Annotated in this window: 24 protein-coding genes and 1 tRNA gene; 19 read left to right on the top strand and 6 right to left on the bottom strand. The window is 64.5% G+C overall.

The features are described from left to right. Nucleotides 1-67: 67 nt before the first annotated feature. Both AC4NN3_RS08835 and AC4NN3_RS08840 read right to left on the bottom strand, forming a co-directional pair. On the bottom strand, nt 68-1,162 hold the full coding sequence (locus tag AC4NN3_RS08835; protein WP_491926728.1) for a phosphatase PAP2 family protein: 1,095 nt from the start codon (nt 1,160-1,162) through the stop codon (nt 68-70). 49 nt (nt 1,163-1,211) lie between these two features. Continuing rightward, on the bottom strand, nt 1,212-2,345 hold the full coding sequence (locus tag AC4NN3_RS08840; RefSeq protein WP_491926729.1) for an NADH:flavin oxidoreductase/NADH oxidase: 1,134 nt from the start codon (nt 2,343-2,345) through the stop codon (nt 1,212-1,214). A 250-nt stretch (nt 2,346-2,595) separates the two neighbouring features. On the opposite strand from AC4NN3_RS08840, the gene AC4NN3_RS08845 reads away from it, so the two are divergent. The 6 genes from AC4NN3_RS08845 to ilvC all read left to right on the top strand — a co-directional run bounded on the left by AC4NN3_RS08845 (nt 2,596) and on the right by ilvC (nt 8,091). Continuing rightward, entirely contained in the window at nt 2,596-3,516 is a 921-nt protein-coding gene (locus AC4NN3_RS08845) for an ABC transporter substrate-binding protein (protein ID WP_491926730.1), read from the top strand. 1 nt (nt 3,517) lies between these two features. After that, the gene (locus tag AC4NN3_RS08850) at nt 3,518-4,504 is read left to right on the top strand and encodes a FecCD family ABC transporter permease (protein WP_491926731.1); all 987 of its coding nucleotides are present in this window, start codon (nt 3,518-3,520) and stop codon (nt 4,502-4,504) included. Further along, nucleotides 4,501-5,526 carry a FecCD family ABC transporter permease gene (locus tag AC4NN3_RS08855; RefSeq protein ID WP_491926732.1) on the top strand — a complete coding sequence of 342 codons (1,026 nt, stop codon included), beginning with the start codon at nt 4,501-4,503 and terminating at the stop codon, nt 5,524-5,526. Before AC4NN3_RS08850 ends, AC4NN3_RS08855 begins: the two co-directional genes overlap by 4 nt. Further along, a complete protein-coding gene (locus tag AC4NN3_RS08860; RefSeq protein ID WP_491926733.1) occupies nt 5,523-6,296 on the top strand; it encodes an ABC transporter ATP-binding protein in 774 nt (257 codons plus the stop codon). Before AC4NN3_RS08855 ends, AC4NN3_RS08860 begins: the two co-directional genes overlap by 4 nt. 90 nt (nt 6,297-6,386) lie before the next feature. Beyond that, nucleotides 6,387-7,046 carry a TetR/AcrR family transcriptional regulator gene (locus AC4NN3_RS08865; RefSeq protein ID WP_491926920.1) on the top strand — a complete coding sequence of 220 codons (660 nt, stop codon included), beginning with the start codon at nt 6,387-6,389 and terminating at the stop codon, nt 7,044-7,046. Between the two features lie 25 nt (nt 7,047-7,071). Continuing rightward, the gene (gene ilvC, locus AC4NN3_RS08870) at nt 7,072-8,091 is read left to right on the top strand and encodes a ketol-acid reductoisomerase (protein ID WP_193335273.1); all 1,020 of its coding nucleotides are present in this window, start codon (nt 7,072-7,074) and stop codon (nt 8,089-8,091) included. A gap of 76 nt (nt 8,092-8,167) precedes the next feature. Here ilvC and AC4NN3_RS08875 read toward each other — a convergent pair whose 3' ends face one another. Both AC4NN3_RS08875 and AC4NN3_RS08880 read right to left on the bottom strand, forming a co-directional pair. Beyond that, complete coding sequence (locus tag AC4NN3_RS08875) at nt 8,168-9,268, bottom strand: hypothetical protein (RefSeq protein WP_491926734.1); 1,101 nt, start codon at nt 9,266-9,268, stop codon at nt 8,168-8,170. Further along, nucleotides 9,268-9,780, bottom strand: coding sequence for a hypothetical protein (locus AC4NN3_RS08880; protein WP_491926735.1), 513 nt, complete (start codon nt 9,778-9,780; stop codon nt 9,268-9,270). The genes AC4NN3_RS08875 and AC4NN3_RS08880 overlap by 1 nt, the downstream gene beginning before the upstream one ends. A gap of 258 nt (nt 9,781-10,038) precedes the next feature. On the opposite strand from AC4NN3_RS08880, the gene AC4NN3_RS08885 reads away from it, so the two are divergent. The 8 genes from AC4NN3_RS08885 (at nt 10,039) to AC4NN3_RS08920 (ending at nt 16,215) form a co-directional block, all read left to right on the top strand. Next, entirely contained in the window at nt 10,039-10,509 is a 471-nt protein-coding gene (locus AC4NN3_RS08885; protein ID WP_491926736.1) for a GFA family protein, read from the top strand. Nucleotides 10,510-10,511: 2 nt separating this feature from the next. Then, on the top strand, nt 10,512-11,003 hold the full coding sequence (locus AC4NN3_RS08890) for a heme-degrading domain-containing protein (protein WP_491926737.1): 492 nt from the start codon (nt 10,512-10,514) through the stop codon (nt 11,001-11,003). 9 nt (nt 11,004-11,012) lie between these two features. Beyond that, the gene (locus AC4NN3_RS08895; protein WP_491926738.1) at nt 11,013-11,897 is read left to right on the top strand and encodes a PhzF family phenazine biosynthesis protein; all 885 of its coding nucleotides are present in this window, start codon (nt 11,013-11,015) and stop codon (nt 11,895-11,897) included. Nucleotides 11,898-11,967: 70 nt separating this feature from the next. Continuing rightward, the gene (locus AC4NN3_RS08900) at nt 11,968-12,795 is read left to right on the top strand and encodes a glycerophosphodiester phosphodiesterase family protein (RefSeq protein WP_491926739.1); all 828 of its coding nucleotides are present in this window, start codon (nt 11,968-11,970) and stop codon (nt 12,793-12,795) included. An 82-nt stretch (nt 12,796-12,877) separates the two neighbouring features. Continuing rightward, on the top strand, nt 12,878-13,003 hold the full coding sequence (locus tag AC4NN3_RS08905; protein WP_491926740.1) for a hypothetical protein: 126 nt from the start codon (nt 12,878-12,880) through the stop codon (nt 13,001-13,003). Between the two features lie 113 nt (nt 13,004-13,116). Beyond that, nucleotides 13,117-14,676: a 2-isopropylmalate synthase gene (locus AC4NN3_RS08910; protein WP_491926741.1), complete on the top strand. Its 1,560-nt coding sequence runs from the start codon at nt 13,117-13,119 to the stop codon at nt 14,674-14,676. A 52-nt stretch (nt 14,677-14,728) separates the two neighbouring features. Continuing rightward, complete coding sequence (locus tag AC4NN3_RS08915; protein ID WP_491926742.1) at nt 14,729-15,178, top strand: GNAT family N-acetyltransferase; 450 nt, start codon at nt 14,729-14,731, stop codon at nt 15,176-15,178. A 92-nt stretch (nt 15,179-15,270) separates the two neighbouring features. Next, nucleotides 15,271-16,215 (top strand): endonuclease/exonuclease/phosphatase family protein, encoded by a 945-nt coding sequence (locus AC4NN3_RS08920; protein WP_491926743.1) that lies wholly within the window; start codon nt 15,271-15,273, stop codon nt 16,213-16,215. On the opposite strand, the gene AC4NN3_RS08925 is transcribed toward AC4NN3_RS08920, so the two are convergent. Further along, nucleotides 16,212-17,315: a pyridoxal phosphate-dependent aminotransferase gene (locus AC4NN3_RS08925; protein ID WP_491926744.1), complete on the bottom strand. Its 1,104-nt coding sequence runs from the start codon at nt 17,313-17,315 to the stop codon at nt 16,212-16,214. The two genes, AC4NN3_RS08920 and AC4NN3_RS08925, sit on opposite strands and share 4 nt — an antisense overlap. A gap of 403 nt (nt 17,316-17,718) precedes the next feature. On the opposite strand from AC4NN3_RS08925, the gene AC4NN3_RS08930 reads away from it, so the two are divergent. From AC4NN3_RS08930 to AC4NN3_RS08950, 5 genes are all read left to right on the top strand, one after another. Then, nucleotides 17,719-17,925, top strand: a complete 207-nt coding sequence (locus tag AC4NN3_RS08930; protein WP_491926745.1) for a hypothetical protein — start codon at nt 17,719-17,721, stop codon at nt 17,923-17,925. 220 nt (nt 17,926-18,145) lie between these two features. Beyond that, nucleotides 18,146-18,221 (top strand) — tRNA-Lys (locus AC4NN3_RS08935). A 239-nt stretch (nt 18,222-18,460) separates the two neighbouring features. Next, nucleotides 18,461-19,156, top strand: a complete 696-nt coding sequence (locus AC4NN3_RS08940; RefSeq protein WP_491926746.1) for a YjbE family putative metal transport protein — start codon at nt 18,461-18,463, stop codon at nt 19,154-19,156. A 110-nt stretch (nt 19,157-19,266) separates the two neighbouring features. Continuing rightward, nucleotides 19,267-20,448: a lipid II:glycine glycyltransferase FemX gene (locus AC4NN3_RS08945; RefSeq protein ID WP_491926747.1), complete on the top strand. Its 1,182-nt coding sequence runs from the start codon at nt 19,267-19,269 to the stop codon at nt 20,446-20,448. Then, a complete protein-coding gene (locus AC4NN3_RS08950; protein ID WP_491926748.1) occupies nt 20,445-21,779 on the top strand; it encodes a lipopolysaccharide biosynthesis protein in 1,335 nt (444 codons plus the stop codon). The genes AC4NN3_RS08945 and AC4NN3_RS08950 overlap by 4 nt, the downstream gene beginning before the upstream one ends. A gap of 11 nt (nt 21,780-21,790) precedes the next feature. Here AC4NN3_RS08950 and AC4NN3_RS08955 read toward each other — a convergent pair whose 3' ends face one another. Beyond that, nucleotides 21,791-22,357 carry a hypothetical protein gene (locus tag AC4NN3_RS08955; RefSeq protein WP_491926749.1) on the bottom strand — a complete coding sequence of 189 codons (567 nt, stop codon included), beginning with the start codon at nt 22,355-22,357 and terminating at the stop codon, nt 21,791-21,793. Between the last annotated feature and the right edge of the window lie 60 nt (nt 22,358-22,417).

Below are 22,417 nucleotides of genomic sequence, written 5' to 3' on the forward strand. Positions count from 1 at the left end.
GCGGCAAGGTTGGGCGCGCAAGAAGGCAAGATTGCGTTGCGGTTCTGGCGTATTCAAGATTTTCGCATCACACCGAAATGGCCGGTTCGATCGGGGTACTGACACGCCATTTCGTCGGTTTCGGCATGGCCGCGCGCAGTGCCCAATAGATGGCTGTAACGCAGATGACCGAGACATAGCCGTCAATGGCATAGTGCCAGCCCAGATAGACCGAACTGCATATGATGAAGCCGACATAGGCCCACATGAGCGAGGCGGCGCGCCTCGATATCTCGCCGATGAAGAGGGCGTTGATAACGGTCACTGCGACGTGGATAGAGGGAAAAGCCGAGATCCCCGAACCGATGCCGGCATTACCCGTTTCATGCAGACGCCAGAGATAGGCTTGCATGTTGTGAGCAGAATTTGGCTGTCCCGCCGAGGTCGCGAGCAGGGCGAGTTGGTCGGCAAAGCGCGCCGTGTCCCCGGTTACCAGGCCGTAGTAGGCCGGCCCTGCGGATAACCAGGTACCAGCCATCGCATTGCCGATGATGATCCAGCTGATCATCCAGGTGAGCACGTATCGCACGCGGATACGCTCGGTGCGCGGGGATGTTACTACCCAGTAGAGCGTGAAGTAGCAGATGACGAACCACAGCACATTGTAGTTGAATTCCACGATGCGCAGCACTAGAGGATCGCCGGCAACGATATAGAGCAGTCGGTATGGATCGACGCCAAAATGGACAAACCGGTCGATATCGGCATGGATGATGTCGAAGGCGAAGCCATTGCCGATCGGCAAGCTGGTCTTGACCGCCGAGAACATAGCGGTGAACAGCAGCACGGCCGTCAACAGCATGAGCGTGCCGGCGACAAAGCGGCCCAAACGACGTGGTGCGAACATCGCCCGAAAGGCGAGATGCCGTCGGCTGTTGAGCCGAAGGATGATGTGGATTACGCCTATGGCGGTAACAAAGAACGGGCCCAGCAAGCCAAAATTGATGCTCCACGCTGCAACATAGGCATTGAGCGCCCCCAGCACGAGATAGCCGGCGCTGGACAGGTGGAGATAACCCAGGATGAGGTAACCTGCTGCGAACAGGTAAATGGCCGCGTCGTTGTATACGGCCGTGCGCAAAGCCTGCACATACTTGGCGATCAAGGCCCGGGGCTGCTCCATCAGGGGTCTCCTGTTGGAAGACTGGTATCCCTGATCGCCTAAAAAGTCGTTATGACGCGCTGAAGGACCGCAGGCCCAGCGAGCGGTCGCGGCTGGCGACGCGGTCAGCCTGGACGGGCCAGAGCTTGTAATCGGCGCCGCCCAATTCGTGATAGGCGTGCACGGCCCAGTTGGGATCGTCCAGCGCACCGCGTGCCAGGGCGATGAAATCGGCCTCGCCGTTAGCCAGGATGGCCTCGGCACCCTGCGTGTCGCCAAGCAGGCCGACCGCCATGGTTGCGATGTCGGCGCCATCGCGCACCGCCTTGGCAAAAGGCACCTGGTAATTGGAGACGGCATTGATCTTTGCGCCGTCAAAGCCGCCACTCGAGCAGTCGATGGCGTCGACGCCCAGGGTCTTGAGTTCGCGCGACAGCAGGACGCTATCCTCGACCTGCCAGCCATCGGGGTGCCAGTCGCTGACCGAGAGGCGCACCAGCAGCGGCTTTTCCGCCGGCCAGACGGCCCGCACCGCTGCGGTGATCTCGAGGACGAGGCGCATGCGGTTCTCGCGGCTGCCGCCATACTGGTCGGTGCGCTTGTTGGCCAAAGGCGAGAGAAACTGGTTGAGCAGATAGCCATGCGCGGCATGGATCTCCACGGTATCGAATCCGGCCTGGTCGGCACGCCTGGCGGCGGCGACGAAATCGGCGGTCAGCTGGGCGATGCCGGCGGCGTCCAGGGCTGTAGGGGTCTGGAAGTTGGCATCGCTGGGCGAGTGGGCCAGGGCGCTGGGGGCGACTGGCGTCCAGTGCTGATAGCCGACGGCGGCCCTTTCGGCCTCGCTCATCCTGGCGGTGTCATTCCAGCTCACAGGGGTCGAGGCCTTGCGGCCGGCATGGGCCAGCTGGATGCCGGCAGCGGCACCCTGGGCATGCAGGAAATCGACGATGCGGGCGAGGGGGGCGATCTGCTCGTCCTTCCACAGGCCCAGATCGGCATAGGAAATGCGGCCCTCGGCGGTGACGCCGGTGGCTTCCAGGATCACCAGGCCAAAGCCGCCAATGGCAAAGCGCCCGAGATGGACCAGATGCCAGTCATTGGCGAAGCCGTCCTGCGCCGAATACTGGCACATCGGGGCAACCACGGTACGGTTGCGCAGAGTAAGGCCGCGCAGGGTCGCGGGCGAGAAGAGTGCGGACATGGAATGCTCTGTGGGTTGGGCCGGATTACAGGTGACCCAAAGTGCGCATTCGGGCCTTTATCGGCAAGTACCGATGATAGGATGGTTCGTCAATGGCGGCCGAACGGCCGGACCAGATTTGCGCGGGGTGCCTGGCCTACGCTGGCAGCGGCGGCCGTCGCAAAGCCCTTAAGGTGAGTTGACAAGTCATGTTTAGGTTCGCTAGGTCAGACCTTGCTGCGGCCAGTCGCAGCACCGATTGGGGTATATCATGTTCAGCAAACCGCTTTTCGCCGCCTTGTTCGGCGCGATGCTGCTCGCCGCCGCGCCGGCGCAGGCCATCGACATCACCCACGACCTGGGCACCACGGCAGTGCCGGATGCGCCGCAGCGCATCGTCGTGCTCGAATACAGCTTCGTCGACAGCCTGGCCGCCATCGGCGTGGCGCCGGTCGGCATTGCCGATGACGACAAGCGCGATTCCATCATCCCGGCCTATACCGCCATCATTGGCGACGACTGGACTTCGGTGGGCACGCGCAAGTCGCCCAGCCTTGAGGTCATCGCCTCGCTGCAGCCCGACCTCATCATTGCCGATACCAGCCGGCACGAAGCGATCTATGAGGCGCTCAGCGAGATCGCCCCGACCATCTCCTTTGACAGCCTCACCGGCACCTATGAGACCGCCATGGCGGCGGCCCAGATCATTGCCGACGCGATCGGCAAGGGCCCCGAAATGGCCGAGCGCCTGACGTCTCACGCTGCCGCCATGGAAGCATTCAAGACCGAGGTCGGCGATGTGTCGGCCTGGTCGGCGCAGTTCCTGATCGACAATGGCGAGGGCCTCTTCCTGCACTCGCCGGTAAGCTATAACGGCTCGCTGCTGGCCTGGTTCGGCTTCAAGAACAACATGCCGACGCCCGATGGCCATACCTATGAGGAAGCCATCGTCGCGACCTCGCTGGAGCAGCTGTCCGAGATCAATCCGCAGATCATCATTCGCGGCAAATATGTCGAGCCCGGCCTCAGCGACAGCTGGGTCGGCCAGCCGGTCTATGACAGCATCGATGCCGTCAAGTCGGGGCACGTGTTCGACATCACCGCCCATGAATGGTCGCGGCTGCGCGGTGTGCTGGCCTCAGAAAAGAGTGCCGCCGACCTGGTCAACATCGTCAAGCAGCTGAAGCAGTAGCTTGCCACTCGTTCTGCGCTTTACGCTCCTGGCGATAGCGGTGCTGCTTTGCGCACTGCTGTCGCTGGCCATCGGGCCGCGCAGCGACGTGGGCCTCGGCAATATCGTGCAGCTGCTGCTGGCCGACCATGGCAGCCTGGCCCGCTCGACGGTGGTCGACCTGCGGCTGCCGCGGACATTGATTGCCGGGCTGATCGGCATCAATCTGGGCCTGGCCGGGCTGGCTTTGCAGGCGGTGACGCGCAATCCGCTGGCCTCGGAATCAGTCCTCGGCATCAACCAGGGCGCGGCGCTCGGCGTCGCTGTCGGGCTGGCGCTGCCGGGGCTGGTGCTGGTCAATCTGGACGTCATGGCGATCATGGGCGCCATCCTGGCCGGCATGGTCACCTTTGGCATTGCCGGCGGCCTGGGCGGGCGGCTGGACTCGATGCGGCTGGTGCTGGCCGGAGTCACCGTCGGCGCGTTCAGTTTTGCCCTGGTGCGCTTTACCTTCACGCTGGAAGACAATCTGGCGCGCGCCATGATGACCTGGACTGCCGCCGATATCTCGGCCGCACGGCTTGATCAGGCGCTGCCGCTGCTTGGCTGGGCGGCAGCGGGGATCATTGCCTGCATGGCGATGGCGCACAGCTTCAATATCCTGGCGCTGGGTGACGGCGCCTCGCAGGGCCTGGGGGTCGATCCGCGCCGCCGCCGCTTTGCCGGCGCCATGCTGGCGGCGATCCTGACCGGGGCCAGCGTGGCGGCCGCCGGGCCTGTGATGTTTGTCGGCCTGGTCATGCCGCATTTGTGCCGGCTGTGGTTTGGCCCGGATCATCGCGTATTGGTGCCGGCGGTGGCGCTGGGTGGGGCCGGACTGGTGCTGGCCGCCGATGTGGTGTCCAAGCTGGTACGATTTCCCTATGAAACGCCTCTAGGCATCATCTGCGCGCTGATCGGGGCGCCCTATTTCCTCTATGCCACGCTGCGCACGCGGAGCATGGCATGAGCACTCTGGCAGTCCATCCCCGTCGCCTGCGGCAACGCGGCCTGCTGCTGATCCTGCTCCTGGCCGGGCTGGTGATCACGGCGGGGTTGTGGGGGCTCAGCGTCGGCGCGGTGGCGATTCCCGTCGATGTCATCATCAACACGCTGTTCAACCTCGATGGCGAGCAGCAGGCCTATATCATCATGCGCTCGCGGCTGCCGCGCCTGCTGCTCGCCCTGCTGGCCGGTGGGGCCCTGGCCTTGTCGGGCGCCGTGATCCAGGCGGTGATCCGCAACCCGCTGGCCAGTCCCAACATCATCGGCATCAATGCCGGAGCGGCGCTGTGCGCCCTGGCCCTGGTGCTGTTCTTTCCAGCCGTGCCGCAGGCCTTCATGCCGCTGGCGGCCTGTATCGGCGGGCTCGCCGCCGCAGTCATTGTCATCCTGGTCGGCCACTACCGACGGCTCTCGGCCATTCACCTGGCGCTGGTGGGGGTGGCCGTCGGCTTCGTCTTTGAGGCGGGGGTGGATTATCTGCTGATCACCTCGAGCGACAGCGAAAGCTCGGCTTCGCTGATCTGGCTGACTGGCTCGCTCTGGGGGCGCACCTGGGGCCATGTCGGCATCAGTTGGGCACCGCTGCTCGGGCTGAGCGCGCTCGCGCTGCTACTGTCCTATCGGCTCGACCTCATCGCCCTGGGCGAGGGAACGGCGACGGGCCTGGGCCTGAATGTACCGCGTCAACGCATCCTTCTGCTGGTAGTGGCGACGCTGCTGGCCAGCGTCAGTGTGGCGGTGGTCGGGGTCATGGGCTTTATCGGGCTGATGGCGCCCCATATTGCCCGGCGCCTCGTGGGCGGCTCGCACCGGCTGATGCTGCCGGTGGCAGCGCTGGTGGGCATGCTGCTGGTGGTGCTGGCCGACGGCATCGGCCGTGCCATCGCGCCGCCCATCGAGGTGTCCGCCGGCATTCTGGCGGCGCTGATCGGGGCGCCGTTCTTTGTCTATATCATGCTGACCAGCGAGACGGAGTCCGGCTCATGAGCATTGTTCTGGCAGGGGTCACCGCCGGCTATGGCCGCCAGCGCGCCATCGTCGAGAATATCGACCTGACCATCCGGACCGGCGAGGTGACGGTGTTGATCGGGCCCAATGGCTGCGGCAAGTCCACCCTGCTGAAGACCATTGGCCGCCTGCTCAAGCCACGCAGCGGCTCGATCCATGTCGATGATCTCAACGTGCTGGACAGCAATGCCAAGCTGGTGGCGCGCACCATCGCCTATCTACCGCAGAGCCCGATCGTGCCGACCTCGATCACGGTGGAGCAGCTGGTCGGCTATGGTCGGGCGCCGCACCAGTCGCTGCTGGGGCTGCGCTCGGCCAGGGATATCGAGCTCGTCGACCAGGCCATCGCCACCACGGGCCTTGACGACTTCCGGCAGCAGGCCGTGGCCGAACTGTCTGGCGGGCAGCGACAGCGCGCCTTCATCGCCATGGCCCTGGCGCAAGACACGCCCTATGTCATGCTCGACGAGCCGACGACCTTTCTCGATATCCGCCACCAGAACGAAACCATGGAACTGGTGCGCCAGCTGCACGATGCCGGGCGCACCAGCATTGTGGTGCTGCACGATATCGCCCAGGCGGCGCGCTATGGCGATCGGCTCGTGGTGATGCAGGACGGGCGGATCGTTGCCGAAGGCAGACCGGAGGCGGTGGTGACGCCCGAACTGCTGCTCAGCGTCTATGGCCTGAAATGCATGGTCTATCCCGATCCCGTCTCGGGCACGCCGGTGGTCACCCCGCTGCTCTAGTGCAGGCCGGCAACATTTCGCTTGCCTGCAACCGTACCGTACGGTACGCCTCGACGAAATAGGCCGAACCCGTTCGGCTGTCGCATGAGGATGAACCCGGTGCCCGTGACCATCAAGGTCAGCGAAGAGAGCTTTACCCCCCGCCAGCAGGCTGTGCTGACGGCGGCGCTCGATCTGCTCGTGGAAAATGGCGACGGGCTGACCATGACGGCGGTGGCCCGCCGCGCCTCGTGCTCCAAGGAAACGCTCTACAAGTGGTTCGGCGACCGCGACGGCCTGCTCACCGCCACCGTGCAGTGGCAGGCGGCCAAGGTGCGCATGCCGCAGGTCGATCGCACCGGGCTCAATGCCAAGGTGTTGCGCCAGAGCATCGAGCAGTTCGCCCGCGACCTCCTGACGGTAATCACCGGGGAAGTGTCGATCACGCTGAACCGCACCGCCGTAACCCATGCGGCGCAGGAAAAGGACCGGCTGGGCAATATAGTGCTGGAGAATGGTCCACTGGCCATTCGCCGCCGGCTCAAGCCCATTCTCGAGGCCGGGCGCGATGCGCGCCTGCTGCGCTTTACCAGCAGCGAGGATGCCTATCGCACGTTTTTCGGCCTTGTCGTGCGCGACGTGCAGATCCGTCTGCTGCTCGGGGACACTTCCCTGACGCAGGAAAATGTCGAAGCCAATATCGAAGCGGATGTCAAAGCCGCGACCGACCAGTTCTTCGCCCTCTATGGGGCGAAAGCCAACAATACCTAACATCGCTTATCAAGGGAGCACCCCCATGCGCGTCTATTACGATCGTGATGCCGATCTGAACATCATCAAATCCCGCAAGGTCGCTATTGTCGGCTATGGCAGCCAGGGCCATGCCCATGTGCTGAACCTGCGCGACTCCGGCATTACCGATGTCGTCGTGGCGCTACGCCCGGGCTCCCCGTCGGCCAAGAAGGCCGAGGGCGAAGGCCTTAAGGTGATGAGCGTTGCCGAGGCCTCCAAATGGGCCGACGTGATCATGATGCTGGTGCCCGACGAGCTGCAGGCGGACATCTACAAGGAACATATCGAGCCCAATATCCGCGACGGCGCCGCCCTGGCCTTCGCGCATGGCCTCAATGTCCACTTCAACCTGATCGAGCCCAAGGCCAGCGTCGACGTCATCATGATCGCGCCCAAGGGCCCGGGCCACACTGTGCGCGGCGAATACCAGAAGGGTGGCGGCGTGCCGTGCCTGATCGCCGTGCATCAGGATCCGTCGGGCAATGCCCATGACATCGCGCTCGCCTATGCCTCGGGTGTCGGCGGCGGCCGTTCGGGCATTATCGAGACCAATTTCCGCGAAGAGTGCGAGACCGACCTGTTCGGCGAGCAGGCCGTGCTGTGCGGCGGCGTGGTCGAGCTGATCCGCGCCGGCTTCGAGACGCTGGTGGAAGCCGGCTATGCACCGGAAATGGCCTATTTCGAGTGCCTGCACGAAGTGAAGCTGATCGTCGACCTGATCTACCAGGGCGGCATTGCCAACATGAACTACTCGATCTCCAACACGGCCGAGTGGGGCGAATATGTCTCGGGTCCGCGCATCATCACCTCGGAAACCAAGGCCGAGATGAAGCGCGTGCTGACCGACATCCAGACCGGCAAGTTCACCAGCGAGTGGATGCAGGAAATCAAGTCGGGCGGCGCCCGCTTCAAGGCGACCCGCCGCCTCGCCGACGAGCACCAGATCGAGGAAGTCGGCGCCAAGCTGCGCGACATGATGCCCTGGATCAAGGCCGGCGCCCTGGTCGACAAAGCCAAGAACTAAGTTTTCGTCACAAGAATACCGGAAGCGGGGGCCATGCCCCCGCTTTTTGTTTGTGGCTGCAGAATGTGGGCAGCCCCTAAAGGGGAGCGAGCTGGCTGGCAGCGGAGACCGCGTCATAGCGGTCGCCCAGTTCGATGCGCCGGGCCTGGGCGCGCTGCAGGGTGCGGTTGTCGCTGGCCGATGGTCCCAGGCTGTCGGCGAACTCTTCCAGGCGGTCGTCAAGCAGGCCGAGTAGCTTGAGGGCAGCATTCAGGCGATCGCCGGCATCGGCAGGCGGTGCGTCGAGCGGCCAAGTGATGGCGTCATGCGCGCAGATCGCCGCATTCTCGAGATTGCGCATCTCGATGGGCAACAGCGCCGTGGCGTCGTCGCTTTGCCGCGCCTGCTCGATGCGCCTGGCCAGGTCGATGATGCGGGCACACCGATTGGCAGCCTCGCTGGCTGTCGCGGCGGTCGCGTCTGCCGCGTCGACCAGTTTTTTCAGCTGCACGGCGCGGTACTGATTGAACAGAATGATGGCGGCCGTGGCGTCGGCGCGGTCCTGGGCGCGGGGAAAGATGCGGGCGGCCGCTTCCGGATCCGCCAGCGTGGATTCGACGAAGGCCATGGCCTCCTCCATGCTGGGGTCGGGCAGCACGAAGTGCTCGGTCGTCAGGGCGGCGGCGCTGCGGGCGAAGAGCAGCGCAACCTTGCCGTCCTCGGCATTGGCAGGGCGTGGAATATCGCGGATGAAGCGCAAGGCGGTCATGAGACCACGTCCGGAGCGTGCATTGACGCGGATCAGGTTGGAGAGCCGGTTGGTGAAAACCAGATGCTGCATGGCCCAGAGCGGACCGAGCCTGCCCCGAGTCAGAGAGGTCAGCAGCACGGGCGCCGCCAGCTCGATGCTTTCGCTCGCAACGAAAAACGGCACATCCATCTGCAGATCGAAATCGCTGAAACCGGGGGGTGCCCCATCCGTGGTCAGCGACAGACGATCGACAATGCGGTCGGGCTGCGGCTCGAAGGCAAACCGGTGCTGTCCGGTCTGGGCAAGCGGGGTGTCGTTCACCGAAACGTCGACCGTGACGTCGGCCAGCGAAGCGGCATTGTCGGCGTCCAGGGCGACATCGATATTGCCTGCCAGAGCCGCTGTCGGCACGGCCAGCGCCAGCAGGATCGTCAGTGTCCTCAGCATTACCTGTCCACTCCCAGAATGACCGCCAGATAATTGCCGTGAAAGGCCACTACGCCGGCCACCGTCGCCTTGGCCAGCTGCATTCTGACCTGGTCGCCGGCCAGTTCTTCCAGCAGCGGCGGATTGAGCTGAAAGATGGCAAACAGGCTGAGCCAACCCACGCCACCGACCAGCAGCAGGACAAAGGCGGCGCGCCCCACCCGGTTGAGCTGCGTCCCTGCCTTTGGGGTGGCACCCGACAGGTCCGGGACGAAACAGACGGCGGCAAACACCACCGGGATCGCCGCGATGACCACGGTAAAGGTCTGGCCGAAGACGTCGACGAGCGGAAAGATGAGCAGGGCGATGGCGGCGATGGCCGCATCGGTCACCAGATCCTGGGTGATGCCGAGCCGGCGGGCGAGCAGGATCAGGCATAGCAGCATTGCCATCGTTCCCATGCCCAGCAGCACCAGCAGCAGCGCGGATTGCGCAGCACGGCGGACAAACAGGTCGGTGATGAGTCTGGACACGGCGGGCGCTCCGTTGCGGTCATCGGCAGGAGGAGCCTATTGCCGCAGGGAGGCAGCGCAAATTGCCTACAACACGTACGGTGGACTACGGCCCGGCAGGTCGGCGCCAATCCGAGCGGATCGAGAACGGCGAGGTCCGGAGGACGATGGACAGGCCCGGCGCGCGGTTCTCTCGGAACGCGCGCGGAGAGACTTCTGGCGCGGTGGAAACTGCGCTAAACCCATGCGCAGGATAGGGCGGAGTCGCGGAGGGATGCCATGAGCTTGCCGGAATTTCCCGTTGAAGGGGGCTGCCAATGCGGGGCGGCGCGCTATCGCCTGCTGGCCAGCCCGCTCTCGGTCTATAATTGCCACTGCAAGGACTGCCAGCGCTTTTCCGGTGCGGCCTGGTCGATGTCGATGATCGTGCGGGACGCCGATTTCGAACTGCTATCGGACCAAATCGCGCAATATCGCCGGGTGGCCGATAGCGGCAATGCGATCGTCATGAACTTCTGTGCGCATTGCCATGGCTGGCTATGGAACGATCCGCCGGTGCCGGGCATCAAGGTGGCGCGGGCCGGCACGCTGGACGATATGGACTGGGCCGCGCCGGTGGGCAATATCTGGACCGACAGCAAGCCGGTCTGGGTGCATATCGACCCGGCGCAGATCAATTTCGCCAAGGGCCCGACGGACCGCACGCCGCTGTTCGACGCCTGGACGCGCTTTACCCAACAGGACAACTGACCATGGCTGCAGCCGAAGATATCGCCCGCGTCAAGCAGCAGGAGCAGGAACTGGTGCTGCCCCGGTTCGACGATGACGTCGCCTTTGCCCTGGGCAGCGCCATCCGCGCGCGGGCGCTGGCCGAGGGCCTGTCGCTGGTCGTCGATATCCGCGCCTGGGACCGGCAGATGTTCTTTGCCGCCACCGCTGGCACCAGCGCCGACAATGCCGAATGGGTGCGTCGCAAGATCAATACCGTGCGCCGCTTTGCCCGCGCCAGCTACCGCATGGTGCTGGAACGCGGCGAGGCGCCGTTTTCGCCGCAGTCGGGCGCCGACCCGGCCGATTATGTGATTGCCGGCGGGGGCTTCCCGCTGCGCGTCGCCCATGCCGGGATTGTCGGGTGTCTGACCATTTCGGGCCTGCCCGGGCGGGATGACCATGGCGTGGCCGTCGATGCGCTTTGCGATCATCTCGGACTGGACCGAGCGGTCTATGCCTTGCCGGCACAATAGGGGCTTCAGATGAAACTGCCTTATCAGCTGCTCGACGTGTTTACCCGCACCCCGCTGCAGGGCAATCCGCTGGCGGTGGTGAGCAAGGCCGATGGCCTGCTCGACGGCGAAATGCAGGCCATTGCCCGCGAGTTCAACCTGAGTGAAACCGTGTTCCTGCTCAAGCCGCAGGGCGAGCGCAACACGGCGGCGCTGCGCATCTTTACGCCCTATCAGGAACTGCCCTTTGCCGGTCACCCCACCATTGGCGCGGCCGTGGTGCTGGGGCTGACCAAGAAGGTCACGGCGGTGCGGATGGAGGAGCAGATCGGGCTGGTGACGGCCCTGTTCGAGAAACTGGACCGGCGCAGCGGCGAGGCCCGCTTTACCCTGCCAAAGCTGCCGGCCCGGCTGGCGCCGCTGACCGATGTAGCGGGGATGGCCAAGGCGTTGGGTATCGACGCCGCGGACATTGGCTGTGGCGACTACCAGCCGGCCGTGTTCAGTGCCGGGGTGCCGTTCCACCTGGTGCCGGTGCGTGATGCCGGCGTGCTCAAGCGCATCGCCGTCAATGGCTTGGTGTGGAAGGACGTGTTCAGCCACGAGCGCCACTCGGCCTATGTCTTCACCCAGACGCCCGAGGAACGCGACGTCGATCTGGCCGCGCGCATGTTCGGCATGGGTCTGGGCGAGGATCCGGGTACGGGGTCGGCAGCGGCGGCGCTGATCGGGCTGCTGGCCGAACACACGGCGCCGAGCGGGCAGAGTGACCTGGTGCTGCGCCAGGGCCATGAAATGGGCCGGCCCTGCCGCATCCTCATCCAGTTCCGCAAGGATGACGGACACCTGACCCATGGCGGTATTGGCGGCCATGCCATTGTGGTGGGCGAGGGCGAACTCGACCTCGGCGAATAAGCGCCCCGCCGTCCGTCATCAGACCGTCGGTCAGCGGTGCTAACTCCCGCGCAGCGGGAGCTCTGACCGAATGCGCTACAAGGATTTTCTGGCCGATACGACGCGGCCCTGTTCCGTCGTCGCCCATCGCGGCGACTGGCGCGACGCGCCCGAGAACAGCCTGCTCGCCATCGAGCGGGCCATTGCACTGGGCTGCACTGTCGTCGAGATCGACGTCCGCCGTACGGCTGATGGCGACTTTGTGCTGCTGCATGATGATGACCTGATGCGGACTGCCAGTGTCGCTGCCGTGCCCGAAGACATCAACAGCGCCGACCTCACCCGGTTGCCGCTGCGCAATCGGGATGGCGGCATCGACAATGACTTTACCGGGCAGCTGCTGCCTCGGCTGGCGGACGTCTTCGCGCTGACCCGGGACCGCATCTTCGTCCATCTCGATATCAAGCACCGCGCCGTGATCGGCGAGGTCATCGCGCTGGCACAGGCCATGGGCGTCGACCAGCAGGTCGATGTCTGGGCGGATGTGGCGACCGAGGCGGATGCCGATTGGGTTGAGCAGACGGTGCTGTCGCCCGGTATTGCCTTTGTCGCCCGCACGCGGCTCGAGCAGGCCAGCGGGCCCCGGCAGCTCGAGCTGATGTTTGGTCTGCGGCCGGATATCTGTGAGCTGTCGTTCAGCAGGCTGGACCAGATCATGGGGCTGCAGCAGCGCTTTGCGGCGGCGCAAATTCCGCTCTGGGTGAACACGCTGAACGGCGTGGCGTCGCCCGGCTTTACCGACTCGGCGGCCCTGCAGGATCCGCCAGCCATCTGGGGCAGCCTGCTGGCGGCCGGGTTTTCCAGCATCCAGACCGATGAAATGGCGGCGCTGCAGCGCTTCCTGCAGACGCTCCGGTAGGCATTTGCTCATAATAGTGCGGCAGCGGGCTTGCATGGAAGTGCGGTTTCGCGCATTCTGGGTGGACATCAGGAATTGATCCATGCCGCGCTCCCGCGCCCAAGCCATTGCCATCAGCCAGCGCGACGCCCAACGGGCCCGCCTGATGATCGCTGCCAGCTTGCTGCTGCCGCTCGCCGCCCTGCTCCTCCTTCTTATCAGCCCCTGATCACCGGCAGCTCGGATTTTCGAGCGGGTCGTCAGGGGATTATGCCACACGCCGAACAGCACATGTCCGGCCTCTGAGAGCTTGGCTCCGGGCCGCCTGATAGGAACGACACCATGACCACCGCCACCGACACCAATAAAGACCGCGTCTTCATCTTCGACACCACCTTGCGCGACGGCGAGCAATCGCCCGGCGCCACCATGACGCTGGAAGAAAAACTGCAGGTTGCCGAAGCGCTCGACGAGATGGGTGTCGACATTATCGAAGCGGGCTTCCCGATTGCCTCCAATGGCGATTTCGAGGCCGTGGTTGCCGTGGCCAAGCAGGTCAAGCGCGCCACCGTGGCGGGTCTCGCCCGCGCCATCACCGCCGATATCGACCGGGCGGGCGAAGCAGTGCGCCATGCGCAAAAGGGCCGCATCCATACTTTCGTGTCGACCTCGCCGATCCATCTGGCGCACCAGATGAAAAAGACCGAGGACGAGGTGATCGAGATCATCTCGCGTACCGTGGCGCATGCCCGCAACCTGATCGACGATGTCGAATGGTCGGCCATGGATGCCACCCGTACGCCGATGGAATTCCTCAAGCGCTGCGTCGATGCGGCCATTCGCGCCGGTGCCACCACCATCAACCTGCCCGATACGGTGGGCTATGCGGTGCCGGACGAGCATTTTGCCATGTTCAGGACCATCATCGAAAGCGTGCCAAACTCAGACAAGGCGATCTTTTCGGTGCATTGCCACAATGACCTGGGCCTGGCCGTCGCCAATTCGCTGGCCGGTGTGGCCGGTGGCGCGCGGCAGATCGAATGCACGGTCAACGGGCTGGGCGAGCGGGCGGGCAATGCCGCGCTCGAAGAGGTGGTGATGGCGCTGCGCACGCGCGGCGACGTCCTGCCCTATCACAGCGAGATCGAGACCACCCATCTGGCGCGGGCCAGCAAGATCGTCTCGGCTGCGGCCAATTTCCCGGTGCAGTATAACAAGGCGATCGTCGGCAAGAATGCCTTTGCCCATGAGAGCGGCATCCATCAGGACGGCATGCTCAAGAATGCCGAGACCTATGAAATCATGACGCCGGCGAGCGTCGGCATCAAGGCAACCACATTGGTCATGGGCAAGCATTCCGGCCGCGCCGCCTTCAAGGACAAGCTGCGCGAGCTGGGCTATGACCTGGGCGACAATGCCTTCCAGGAAGCCTTTGTGCGCTTCAAGGATCTGGCCGACCGCAAGAAGCATGTCTATGACGCCGATATCGTGGCGCTGGTCGATGACGAGGTCGGCTCGGTGGGCGATCGCATCCGGCTGGTCGACATGGAAGTGGTCTCCAAGACCGGCGGCGTGCACAAATGCGATATGACGCTGAGCATTGACGGCGAAGAGACCAGCGTCAGCTTTGAGGGCACTGGCTCGGTCGACGCGATCTTCAACGCCATCAAGTCGGCTGTCGGCCAGGAGCCGCATCTGGTGCTCTATGCGGTCGACGGCGTCACCGGTGGCACCGATGCGCAGGCATCGGCGCATGTGCGGCTGGAAATGAATGGCCGCATCGTCTCGGGCAATGCAGCCGAACCAGATACGCTGGTGGCCTCGGCCCGCGCCTATCTCAATGCCTATAATCGCCTGCTGATCGAGCGCGGCGCCGCGGCGCAGGGCGCGCTGGCAGGATAGTCTGGAAGGCCTTCGCCCCGACCCGTCGCGGGCCGGGGCAGGGAGCGAGCAGATGACCCATAGGCTGGACAAGGTGGCTGAGCCGCAGGACTGGCGCGACTATCATGCTATCCGCCGGCAGGAACTGTTCGAGGCCCGCGGGCGGCATGGCCTCTACCAGGAGAACTATCCGGACGAATACACGCCGGGAAAGCACCATTATCTGCTCAAGCTGGACGGCAGGGCGCTGGGCACGACACGCCTCGATATCCGCAGTGACGGCACCTGCGTGTTCCGGATGGTCGCGGTCACGGCGGCAGCACAAGGGGCAGGGCATGGCCGGGTGCTCGGAGAGATGGTGGCAGAACGGGCCCGCGCCTTTGGCGCCCATACAGCGCTGGTCAATGCGGCGCCCACGGCCGTGGGCTATTATGAAAAAACCGGCTGGCAGCGCTACAGTTGGGACCCGACGGAACTGGTCGGGATTGGCAGCGACAGCATCCAGATGCGCAAGTTCCTCTGACCGGGCAGCGGCATGACTGATCTGCGGGCAGCTCGCTTGCGCGGTCTGGCCAATTGCGGCACCAGTGAAGCCGATTTAAGCTGGAGTCGGGCATGATGTTGAGGGCGGAACTGCGCGGCATGGCGACCGCGGGCGTGCTGGCCCTCGGTCTGGCGCTGCTGCTGGTCAGCGTGCCGACTGGCTTGCCCGGGGTCGAATTGCTGCAAAGCCTGCGCTTTCATCTGGTCGCGCTGGGTGTGCCGCTGATCGCTCTGCTGCTGCTCACCGGCGCGCGCTGGTGCGGGCTGTTGGCCATTGCCGTTGTGCTGGCAAGCGTGGGGCAGGGTGTTGTGCCCCTCATCGAGGGCTATCGCAGCCGGGCCGGGACCGATGGCGAGATTCTGGCCAGCGTCAACGTACTCAGCTTCAACGTGCTCAACAGCAATGCGCAGGCGCGCGATGCCGCAGACTTCATCATCGCCCAGCAACCCGATATCGCCGTGATCATGGAAACGCCGGGCGTGCGCGCCTATCTCAACGAGATTGCCAAAGTGCTGCCCTATCGTCTGGGCTGCGACAACCCGCCTAGCTGCGACATTGCCGTCTTCTCGCGCACGCCGCTGCTGGAGGCGCAGATGTACCATATGCAGCCGTTCCTGCGGGAGCGACTGGCGGTGGTCAAGACAGTGATCGATGGTGTGCCGGTGACGGTGGCGGGAATCCATCTGACCAAGCCCTATTTCGACGAGATCGCCATGGCCGAGCTGGAAAGTGCGGAGCGGGTACTGCAGGCCGTCGAGGGACCGCTGATCGTGGCGGGGGACTTCAATGCCGCCGCCTGGTCCAGTTGGGTCGCCCGCTTCCGCGCGCGCCTGGACCTGGCGCCGCCACCGATCTATCCGGCGACCTGGCCGGTGGAGGCGGGCGACTTTGGCGTGCCGATCGACAATATGTTCACCCGGGGCGGCCTGCTGATCGACACGATCGAGGCGCCGGCCAACAGCCATGGCTCCAACCATCGCGCCCTGCTGGCCCGGGTGGGCCTGCACGCGCCCTAGGCAATGGCCGCCAGGGCCCGGGGCAGGGCGTCGGCGAGCAGGTCAAGCGCAGCGGGCGAACCGGCGCTGATGCGGATGCAGTGGTCGAGGCCGGGGCCCATGGGCTTGCGGATGAAGATGCGCTCGTCCGACAGCGCGGCCAGCAGGGCTGCGGCATAGGTGGCGTCGCGGCCGGTATCGATCGTGACGAAATTGGTGGCCGAGGGCAGGGGCGCCAGGCCATTGGCGCTGGCGATGGCGGCAATGCGGGCCCGGGCGGCGGCGGTGCGCTCGATGACGTTCGCCAGATGCGCTGGCGCGGCGAGCGCAGCGATGGCGCCGGCCTGGGCTACGGCGTTGACGCCGAAATGGTTGCGCACCCGCTCAAAAGCACGAATCGTCTGCGGCTCGCCCACAGCATAGCCGCAGCGCAGTCCCGCCATGCCATGGGCCTTGGAAAAGGTGCGCAGGCGCAGCAGGTTGGGCCGCGCCGTGTCGAGTGGTGGCAGCGTGCCTGGCGGGGCAAACTCGCCATAGGCCTCGTCGAGCAGAATCAGCGTCTGTTCCGGCACCGCGTTGATGAATTCGGCGACAGCCGCGGCGCCGTGCCAGCTGCCCATCGGGTTGTCGGGATTGGCCAGGTAGACAATGGCGGCCGCTTCCTGCCGCGCCATGGCGGCCAGGCCTGCCAGATCCTCGGCATGATGGCGATAGGCCACGCTGACGATGCGGGCGCCATAGCCGGCCGCATGATAGTTCAGCGTCGGGTAGCCGCCCAGCGAGGTGACCACCGCGCTGCCCGGCGCCGCATAGAGGCGGACGGCCAGGCCGAGCAGGCCATCGATGCCCTCGCCAATGACAATGGCGTCGCTGGCAATGCCGAGCTGGTGCGCCAGGGCGCGCCGCATGTCGTGACTTTCCGGGTCGCCATATTTCCAGCCCTCGGCCACGGCGCCGGCCATGGCGGCCAGAGCCGATGGCGCCGCGCCGAAGGGATTCTCGTTGGCCCCCAGGCGCGCCAAAAAGGGGCGGCCGAGACGCCTTTCCAGCGTTTCGGGGCCGGTAAAGGGGACCGAATCGGGCAGGGCGGCGGCGATGGGAGCAAGACTGGGGCGGAGCAAGTGAGTCGCCTTTCTAGGGGTCGCTGGGCCCAGCCTAACGGCCGCAAATGCGCCTGCCCAGAGCTCGGAAAAATGTGGCAGAATGGTGGAATTACTGCCAGCGAGGGTCATATCGACTGTATTTGGGGCTTTGGCTTTGTACCATATGGTATAATTCCTGTGCGGAAGTAATCGACGAATAGATTATTTATTTGGCCACCCCATATAGTTATGCACAGGTGCCATTTTTTACATAGTCGGGAGGCCGCGGTGCGCCGGGGCTTTGGCTGAAGTCTTAGATTGGATGGCATTTTATTTAAATTGTCGGATCCGCGGCAGGTTACGTGAAACTATGCAAAGGCAGTCTAGGGGGGCGTCATCTGGTTGACGCAAACACCCGAAAAATTCTCAAGGAGCTCGTGCAATGCCGACCACCTACCTCCTCGCGCGGGATCATCTGCAACAGGCAGCTGCCATCCTGCGGGGATCCGACAGCCGATCACGCCAGTTGCTCAACATCGTCGAGCGCACCATCAGCCTGATCGACGATATCCCCCTGCCTGCATCCGATCACCAGGACAACGTGCTGGACTTTGCGGCTTTCAAGGCCCGGTCCGGGCATCAACACTAGTCCGAAGCCGGCGCCAAACGGGCGTTTATCGCCAGGCGCCGGCGGATGGCGCAACCAGACCGCCACCGCTCTCTTGCGCCGCATTCAACCCCCTAGTTCTCCCGCGAATTCGGTCTACCCATCCGGCTTTCCACGCTGTTGATGAGGAAAGTTTTCACAGGCGCTAGACAGCGCGGAATCCCTTTGCTAGAGAGCGCCTACTTTGGAATACCCCAAACGGGGGCGAGTAGCTCAGCTGGTAGAGCAGATGACTCTTAATCATCGGGTCCACGGTTCGAATCCGTGCTCGCCCACCAAAGTCCTCCTGATTGCCATGTTCGGTATGCGGGTCCTGGTCTTCCAGGATGCCGCGTCGGCATGGCTATGGCGTTTGGGCACGCGGTGGACAGCCATGCCTGTCACCAAGCTGTCGGCACGGCGGTAAACCGGCGGAATTCCTCATACTTTCGTGGATCGGCAGCGTGAGCCCCTTTCAACTGGGTTGCCGCGGCGCTATAGCCCTTGCCAGCATTCAGCCCTGCAGTGAGACCCCCCTATGTTCGGCATCGACCCGAGTTTTCTCAGCTCGCTTGTTCAAGTCATCCTGATCGATCTGGTTCTGGCCGGTGACAATGCGGTGGTTATTGGCCTGGCGGCGGCTGGCCTGGCCAGCGATGTACGCCGCAAGGCCATTCTGATCGGCATTCTTGCCGCCACCGTACTGCGCATTTTCTTTGCCCTGATCACCACGCAGTTGCTGGCACTGGGCGGCGGGCTGCTGATCGCCGGCGGCGTGCTGCTGCTCTATGTGTGCTGGAAGATGTATCGCGAACTCACCACCTCGCATGAGCAGGAAGAAGAGGCGCAGGAAGCGCTCGAGAATGCCGATACCAATGCCGATGGCAGCATTGCCGGCAAGGCCCCCCGCAAGACGCTGCGTCAGGCCGTCATCCAGATCATCATTGCCGACGTCTCGATGTCGCTCGACAACGTGCTGGCCGTGGCCGGCGCCGCCGCGCATCACTTCGAAGCCCTGATCATCGGCCTGGCCTTGTCGGTCGTGATGATGGGCGTTGCCGCCACCTTCATTGCCGGCCTGCTGCACAAGCATCGCTGGATCGCCTGGGTCGGCCTGCTGATCATCCTGTTCGTGGCCATCCGCATGGCGCTCGAAGGACTGGGCATGTTTGTCGCCCTGCCGGAAATTCCGCTGCTGTATACGCCCCATGCCGCGGCGGTCGCCGCGCATTAGGCTTTGGTAACCACGGCCGGCTTTTTGTCGCCAATCCCTTGTCCGTATAGGGATTTGCTCATCTGCCGGCGCTAGTTTTCCGCACGGATACAAGTGCGGGAAGACCAGGCATGTCGGTAATCGCTGATCGTTCAACCGCGTCGCAGACGGATGCGCCCCCCCGGGGGCGCGTCGAGACCGCGGCGATGCCGGTACTGCAGACCCGGCTGGTCAGCGGCGCGGAGTGGGACCGGACAATCGCCGATTTCGACGAGGTCTGCCAGGAACAGTTGCATGCCTTTGCCGCGGCGCGCTGGCCCTCGGTGCAGCACGAACCCATGCTGTTTCTGCTCGATGGCGAGGTAGTGGGCGGCTCGCTGATGATGGTGCAGCCCTTGCCGCTGCGGCTGGGTCATATCACGGTCTCCAAATGGGGGCCGATGCGCAAGGACATTTCCCGCCCCGACGCCGCGGCGATTCATGCCGGCATGATCGAGGCACTGATTGCCGACTATGCCGACAGGCGCGGCCACATGATCTCGGTGCTGGCCTGGGCGGCGGTCACGCCCGTCAATGCGGCCCATGCCTATCTGCAGGCGCGCGGCTTCACCCGCGGCTCCGAGCTGATGTTTCCCAACCGCTATATCGTCAATCTGCGGCTCGATGATTCAGCCCAGCGCAAGAGTCTCAACCAGAAATGGCGCTATCACCTCAACAAGTCCGAGAAGGCCGGGTTGAGCTTTGAACATGCCGGTCCCGAGCGCCTGCCCGAATTCGACCTGCTCTATGCCGCCATGAGCGACCGCAAGCAATTTGCCGATCACTCGGCCTATGACAGCGTCGCCTCGCTCATGACGCTGGCGGACGGGTTGCGCCCCGAGCTGTTCTTCGTGCGGCATGCGGGCGTCGTCGTTGCTGGTGCATTAATCTTCACGGCCGGCGACCGGGCCGTCTATCTCTATGGCGCCACCAATGACCAGGCGCTGCCGCTGCGGGCGGGCTATTTCATGCACTGGCACATCATCCGCTGGCTGCGCGACCATACCCGTGCCCGCTGGTACGACCTGGGCGGCACCGATGGCTTCCAGGGCCTGCATCAGTTCAAGAAGGGCATGGTGGGGGATGCCGGGGTGATCGAGCCGGTGCCGCCGGTGGCCAATTATGCCAGCAACCGGCTGGCCTTCCTGCTGGGCACGGCCGCCTTTGCGGCGCGCGACGCCCTGCATCAGGTCAAGCGGGTGATGGGCGGCTGGCGCAACCCGAAGTCGCTGCCGAACCAGGCACGGTCGGCCGCCGACGAGGGCGGCCAATGAGCCTGCAGCGGCGCCTGGCCTCGCAATCGAGCGTCATCTTTGCCGCCCGCCTGGGGGGCGCCGGCCTGATCTTTGTGGCGCAGGCGCTCATTGCCCGCATCTGGGGTGCGCAATTACTGGGCGAATATCTCGTTGTCATGGCCACGGTCAATCTGGTGGCCATGGTGATGCCACTCGGTTTCAGCACGGTGGGCACCTATTTCACCTCCGAATACCGGGCACGGGGGGAGCGGCGGCAGCTGCACGTATTCGTGGCATGGGCCTATGGGCACGTGCTGGGCGTGGCGGTGCTGCTGCTGCTGGGCGGACCGCTGGTGCTGGACCTGCTCGGCCTGGGCAAGAGCGCGGTGGCGCAGCATTTCATGCCGATGGCGCTGATGGCCTTTGCCGCGGCCAATGTCTTTGTCAGCGGCGCCATACTGGTGGGTCTCAAGCGCCCCTTTGCCGGCTTTTTTGCCGATGCCATCTTCCGCCCCATGCTGGTGATCGGCGCCTTTGTGGGCACCATGGGCTTTGCCGTGCCGGGCGAGGGGCTTGCGACCATGCTGTGGGCCATTGCCATCGGCTTTGTCGCCGTTTCGCTGGTGCAGGTCGGGGTCACCCTGGTTTCGCTGCGGGGGGTGGCGGACACCGCCGCGACCCGTGCGGGAGAGGCACGCCGCTGGTGGCGGTTTGCCCTGCCATGGGTGTTGATTTCGCTGGCGTCGGACTTCTTCTTCGACATCGACTTGCTGCTGCTGAGCCAGGCGCTCAGCCATGAGGAACTGGCGGTGTTCGGCGTCTGCACCCGCATCTTTGCCCTGATCTCGTTCGGGGTGGCCGCCGTCTATGCGGTGACCTTGCCCGACATGTTCGAGAGCGAAGCCAATGACGACCGGCTCTCATTCAACCGCAAGGTGGGCGAGGCCAATTTCGTGGCCAGCGGCCTGTCGGTCGTTCTGTTTGTTCTGGTGCTGATCGGTGGACCTTTTGCGCTGATGCTGTTCGGGCCCAGCTTTGCGGTCGGCGCCGCGCCGCTGGCCGTGCTGACGCTGTCCCTGGTAGTGCGCTCGGTCATGGGCCCGGCCTCGCTGGTGCTGTCCATTCACGACCGGCCCTATGCCAGCCTGCCTTCGGTGGGACTGGCCGTGGTCACGCTGGTGATCGGCAATGGCCTGCTGGTGCCGCCGCTGGGATTGATGGGCGCCGCCCTCAGCGCGCTGATCGCCATCACCGTGTGGTCGGTGGGGCTGTGGTGGATCGCGCTGCGCACGGCCAAGCTCGACGTCTCGATCCTGCAGTGGTTCCGGACGCGACGGGCCGACGCGATAAAGGCGGCCAATGCGACCTGACCGGGCGCCCCTCAGGCGCCGACCAGGCCGGCCAGGCGCTTCTTCAACAGCCCCAGTCGGCCGATATTGACGCCACTGTCGTAGTCGACGCTGACCTTGGTATAGGGCTTGGCGATCAGCAGGTAATCCTGGCCGAAAATGTGCTGCTCGAGCAGGCAGATCTCGGCATAGCCATAGCGGCGCAGCAGCATGCGGGCGACTTCATTGTCCGGGCGCACGAACGTATAGGCCTTGTGGAAGCGGCCATTGTCCCAGTGCTCATCAAAGGCGCGCATGCCGAACATGCCCAGCTTGGTCTGGCGATGCGAGGGGAAGACCCAGCTCCAGTAGCGAAACAGGGAACCGGTCTCCGGACCCGACACCATGGCGCCGCCGGGCACGCCGTCGGCGCACATGATCATGATGTGCCACGGATCGATCGCCATCAGGTTGCGCAGGAAGGTCTTGTTGAGGCGCGCCGACTCATGGGCCTTGAAGCGGTCGCTATAGTGGGGCGAGGTGGCGATCACATCGACCAGCTCTTTGTGGATCAGATCAATGTCGGCCGGCGTGGCGGCCCGGATTGTCGTTTCGGCCATGATGCAGTCCCCGACTGTGAGAGACAAATCCTAGCAAAGCCGGACACAAAGCCGAAGGCG

The sequence above is a fragment of the Devosia sp. MDV22-iso42 genome (assembly GCF_058629155.1).

Excerpts from the sequence above, each read along its gene's own strand:
- AC4NN3_RS08845 (WP_491926730.1), top strand. The coding sequence starts at position 2,596 with ATGTTCAGCAAACCGCTTTTCGCCGCCTTGTTCGGCGCGATGCTGCTC.
- AC4NN3_RS08885 (WP_491926736.1), top strand. The coding sequence starts at position 10,039 with ATGAGCTTGCCGGAATTTCCCGTTGAAGGGGGCTGCCAATGCGGGGCG.
- AC4NN3_RS08950 (WP_491926748.1), top strand. The coding sequence starts at position 20,445 with ATGAGCCTGCAGCGGCGCCTGGCCTCGCAATCGAGCGTCATCTTTGCC.
- AC4NN3_RS08835 (WP_491926728.1), bottom strand. The coding sequence starts at position 1,162 with ATGGAGCAGCCCCGGGCCTTGATCGCCAAGTATGTGCAGGCTTTGCGC.
- AC4NN3_RS08865 (WP_491926920.1), top strand. The coding sequence starts at position 6,387 with ATGAACCCGGTGCCCGTGACCATCAAGGTCAGCGAAGAGAGCTTTACC.
- AC4NN3_RS08930 (WP_491926745.1), top strand. The coding sequence starts at position 17,719 with ATGCCGACCACCTACCTCCTCGCGCGGGATCATCTGCAACAGGCAGCT.
- AC4NN3_RS08955 (WP_491926749.1), bottom strand. The coding sequence starts at position 22,357 with ATGGCCGAAACGACAATCCGGGCCGCCACGCCGGCCGACATTGATCTG.
- AC4NN3_RS08905 (WP_491926740.1), top strand. The coding sequence starts at position 12,878 with ATGCCGCGCTCCCGCGCCCAAGCCATTGCCATCAGCCAGCGCGACGCC.
- AC4NN3_RS08875 (WP_491926734.1), bottom strand. The coding sequence starts at position 9,268 with ATGCTGAGGACACTGACGATCCTGCTGGCGCTGGCCGTGCCGACAGCG.
- AC4NN3_RS08910 (WP_491926741.1), top strand. The coding sequence starts at position 13,117 with ATGACCACCGCCACCGACACCAATAAAGACCGCGTCTTCATCTTCGAC.
- AC4NN3_RS08855 (WP_491926732.1), top strand. The coding sequence starts at position 4,501 with ATGAGCACTCTGGCAGTCCATCCCCGTCGCCTGCGGCAACGCGGCCTG.
- AC4NN3_RS08840 (WP_491926729.1), bottom strand. The coding sequence starts at position 2,345 with ATGTCCGCACTCTTCTCGCCCGCGACCCTGCGCGGCCTTACTCTGCGC.
- AC4NN3_RS08890 (WP_491926737.1), top strand. The coding sequence starts at position 10,512 with ATGGCTGCAGCCGAAGATATCGCCCGCGTCAAGCAGCAGGAGCAGGAA.
- AC4NN3_RS08860 (WP_491926733.1), top strand. The coding sequence starts at position 5,523 with ATGAGCATTGTTCTGGCAGGGGTCACCGCCGGCTATGGCCGCCAGCGC.
- AC4NN3_RS08900 (WP_491926739.1), top strand. The coding sequence starts at position 11,968 with ATGCGCTACAAGGATTTTCTGGCCGATACGACGCGGCCCTGTTCCGTC.
- AC4NN3_RS08940 (WP_491926746.1), top strand. The coding sequence starts at position 18,461 with ATGTTCGGCATCGACCCGAGTTTTCTCAGCTCGCTTGTTCAAGTCATC.
- AC4NN3_RS08945 (WP_491926747.1), top strand. The coding sequence starts at position 19,267 with ATGTCGGTAATCGCTGATCGTTCAACCGCGTCGCAGACGGATGCGCCC.
- AC4NN3_RS08920 (WP_491926743.1), top strand. The coding sequence starts at position 15,271 with ATGATGTTGAGGGCGGAACTGCGCGGCATGGCGACCGCGGGCGTGCTG.
- AC4NN3_RS08895 (WP_491926738.1), top strand. The coding sequence starts at position 11,013 with ATGAAACTGCCTTATCAGCTGCTCGACGTGTTTACCCGCACCCCGCTG.
- AC4NN3_RS08915 (WP_491926742.1), top strand. The coding sequence starts at position 14,729 with ATGACCCATAGGCTGGACAAGGTGGCTGAGCCGCAGGACTGGCGCGAC.
- ilvC (WP_193335273.1), top strand. The coding sequence starts at position 7,072 with ATGCGCGTCTATTACGATCGTGATGCCGATCTGAACATCATCAAATCC.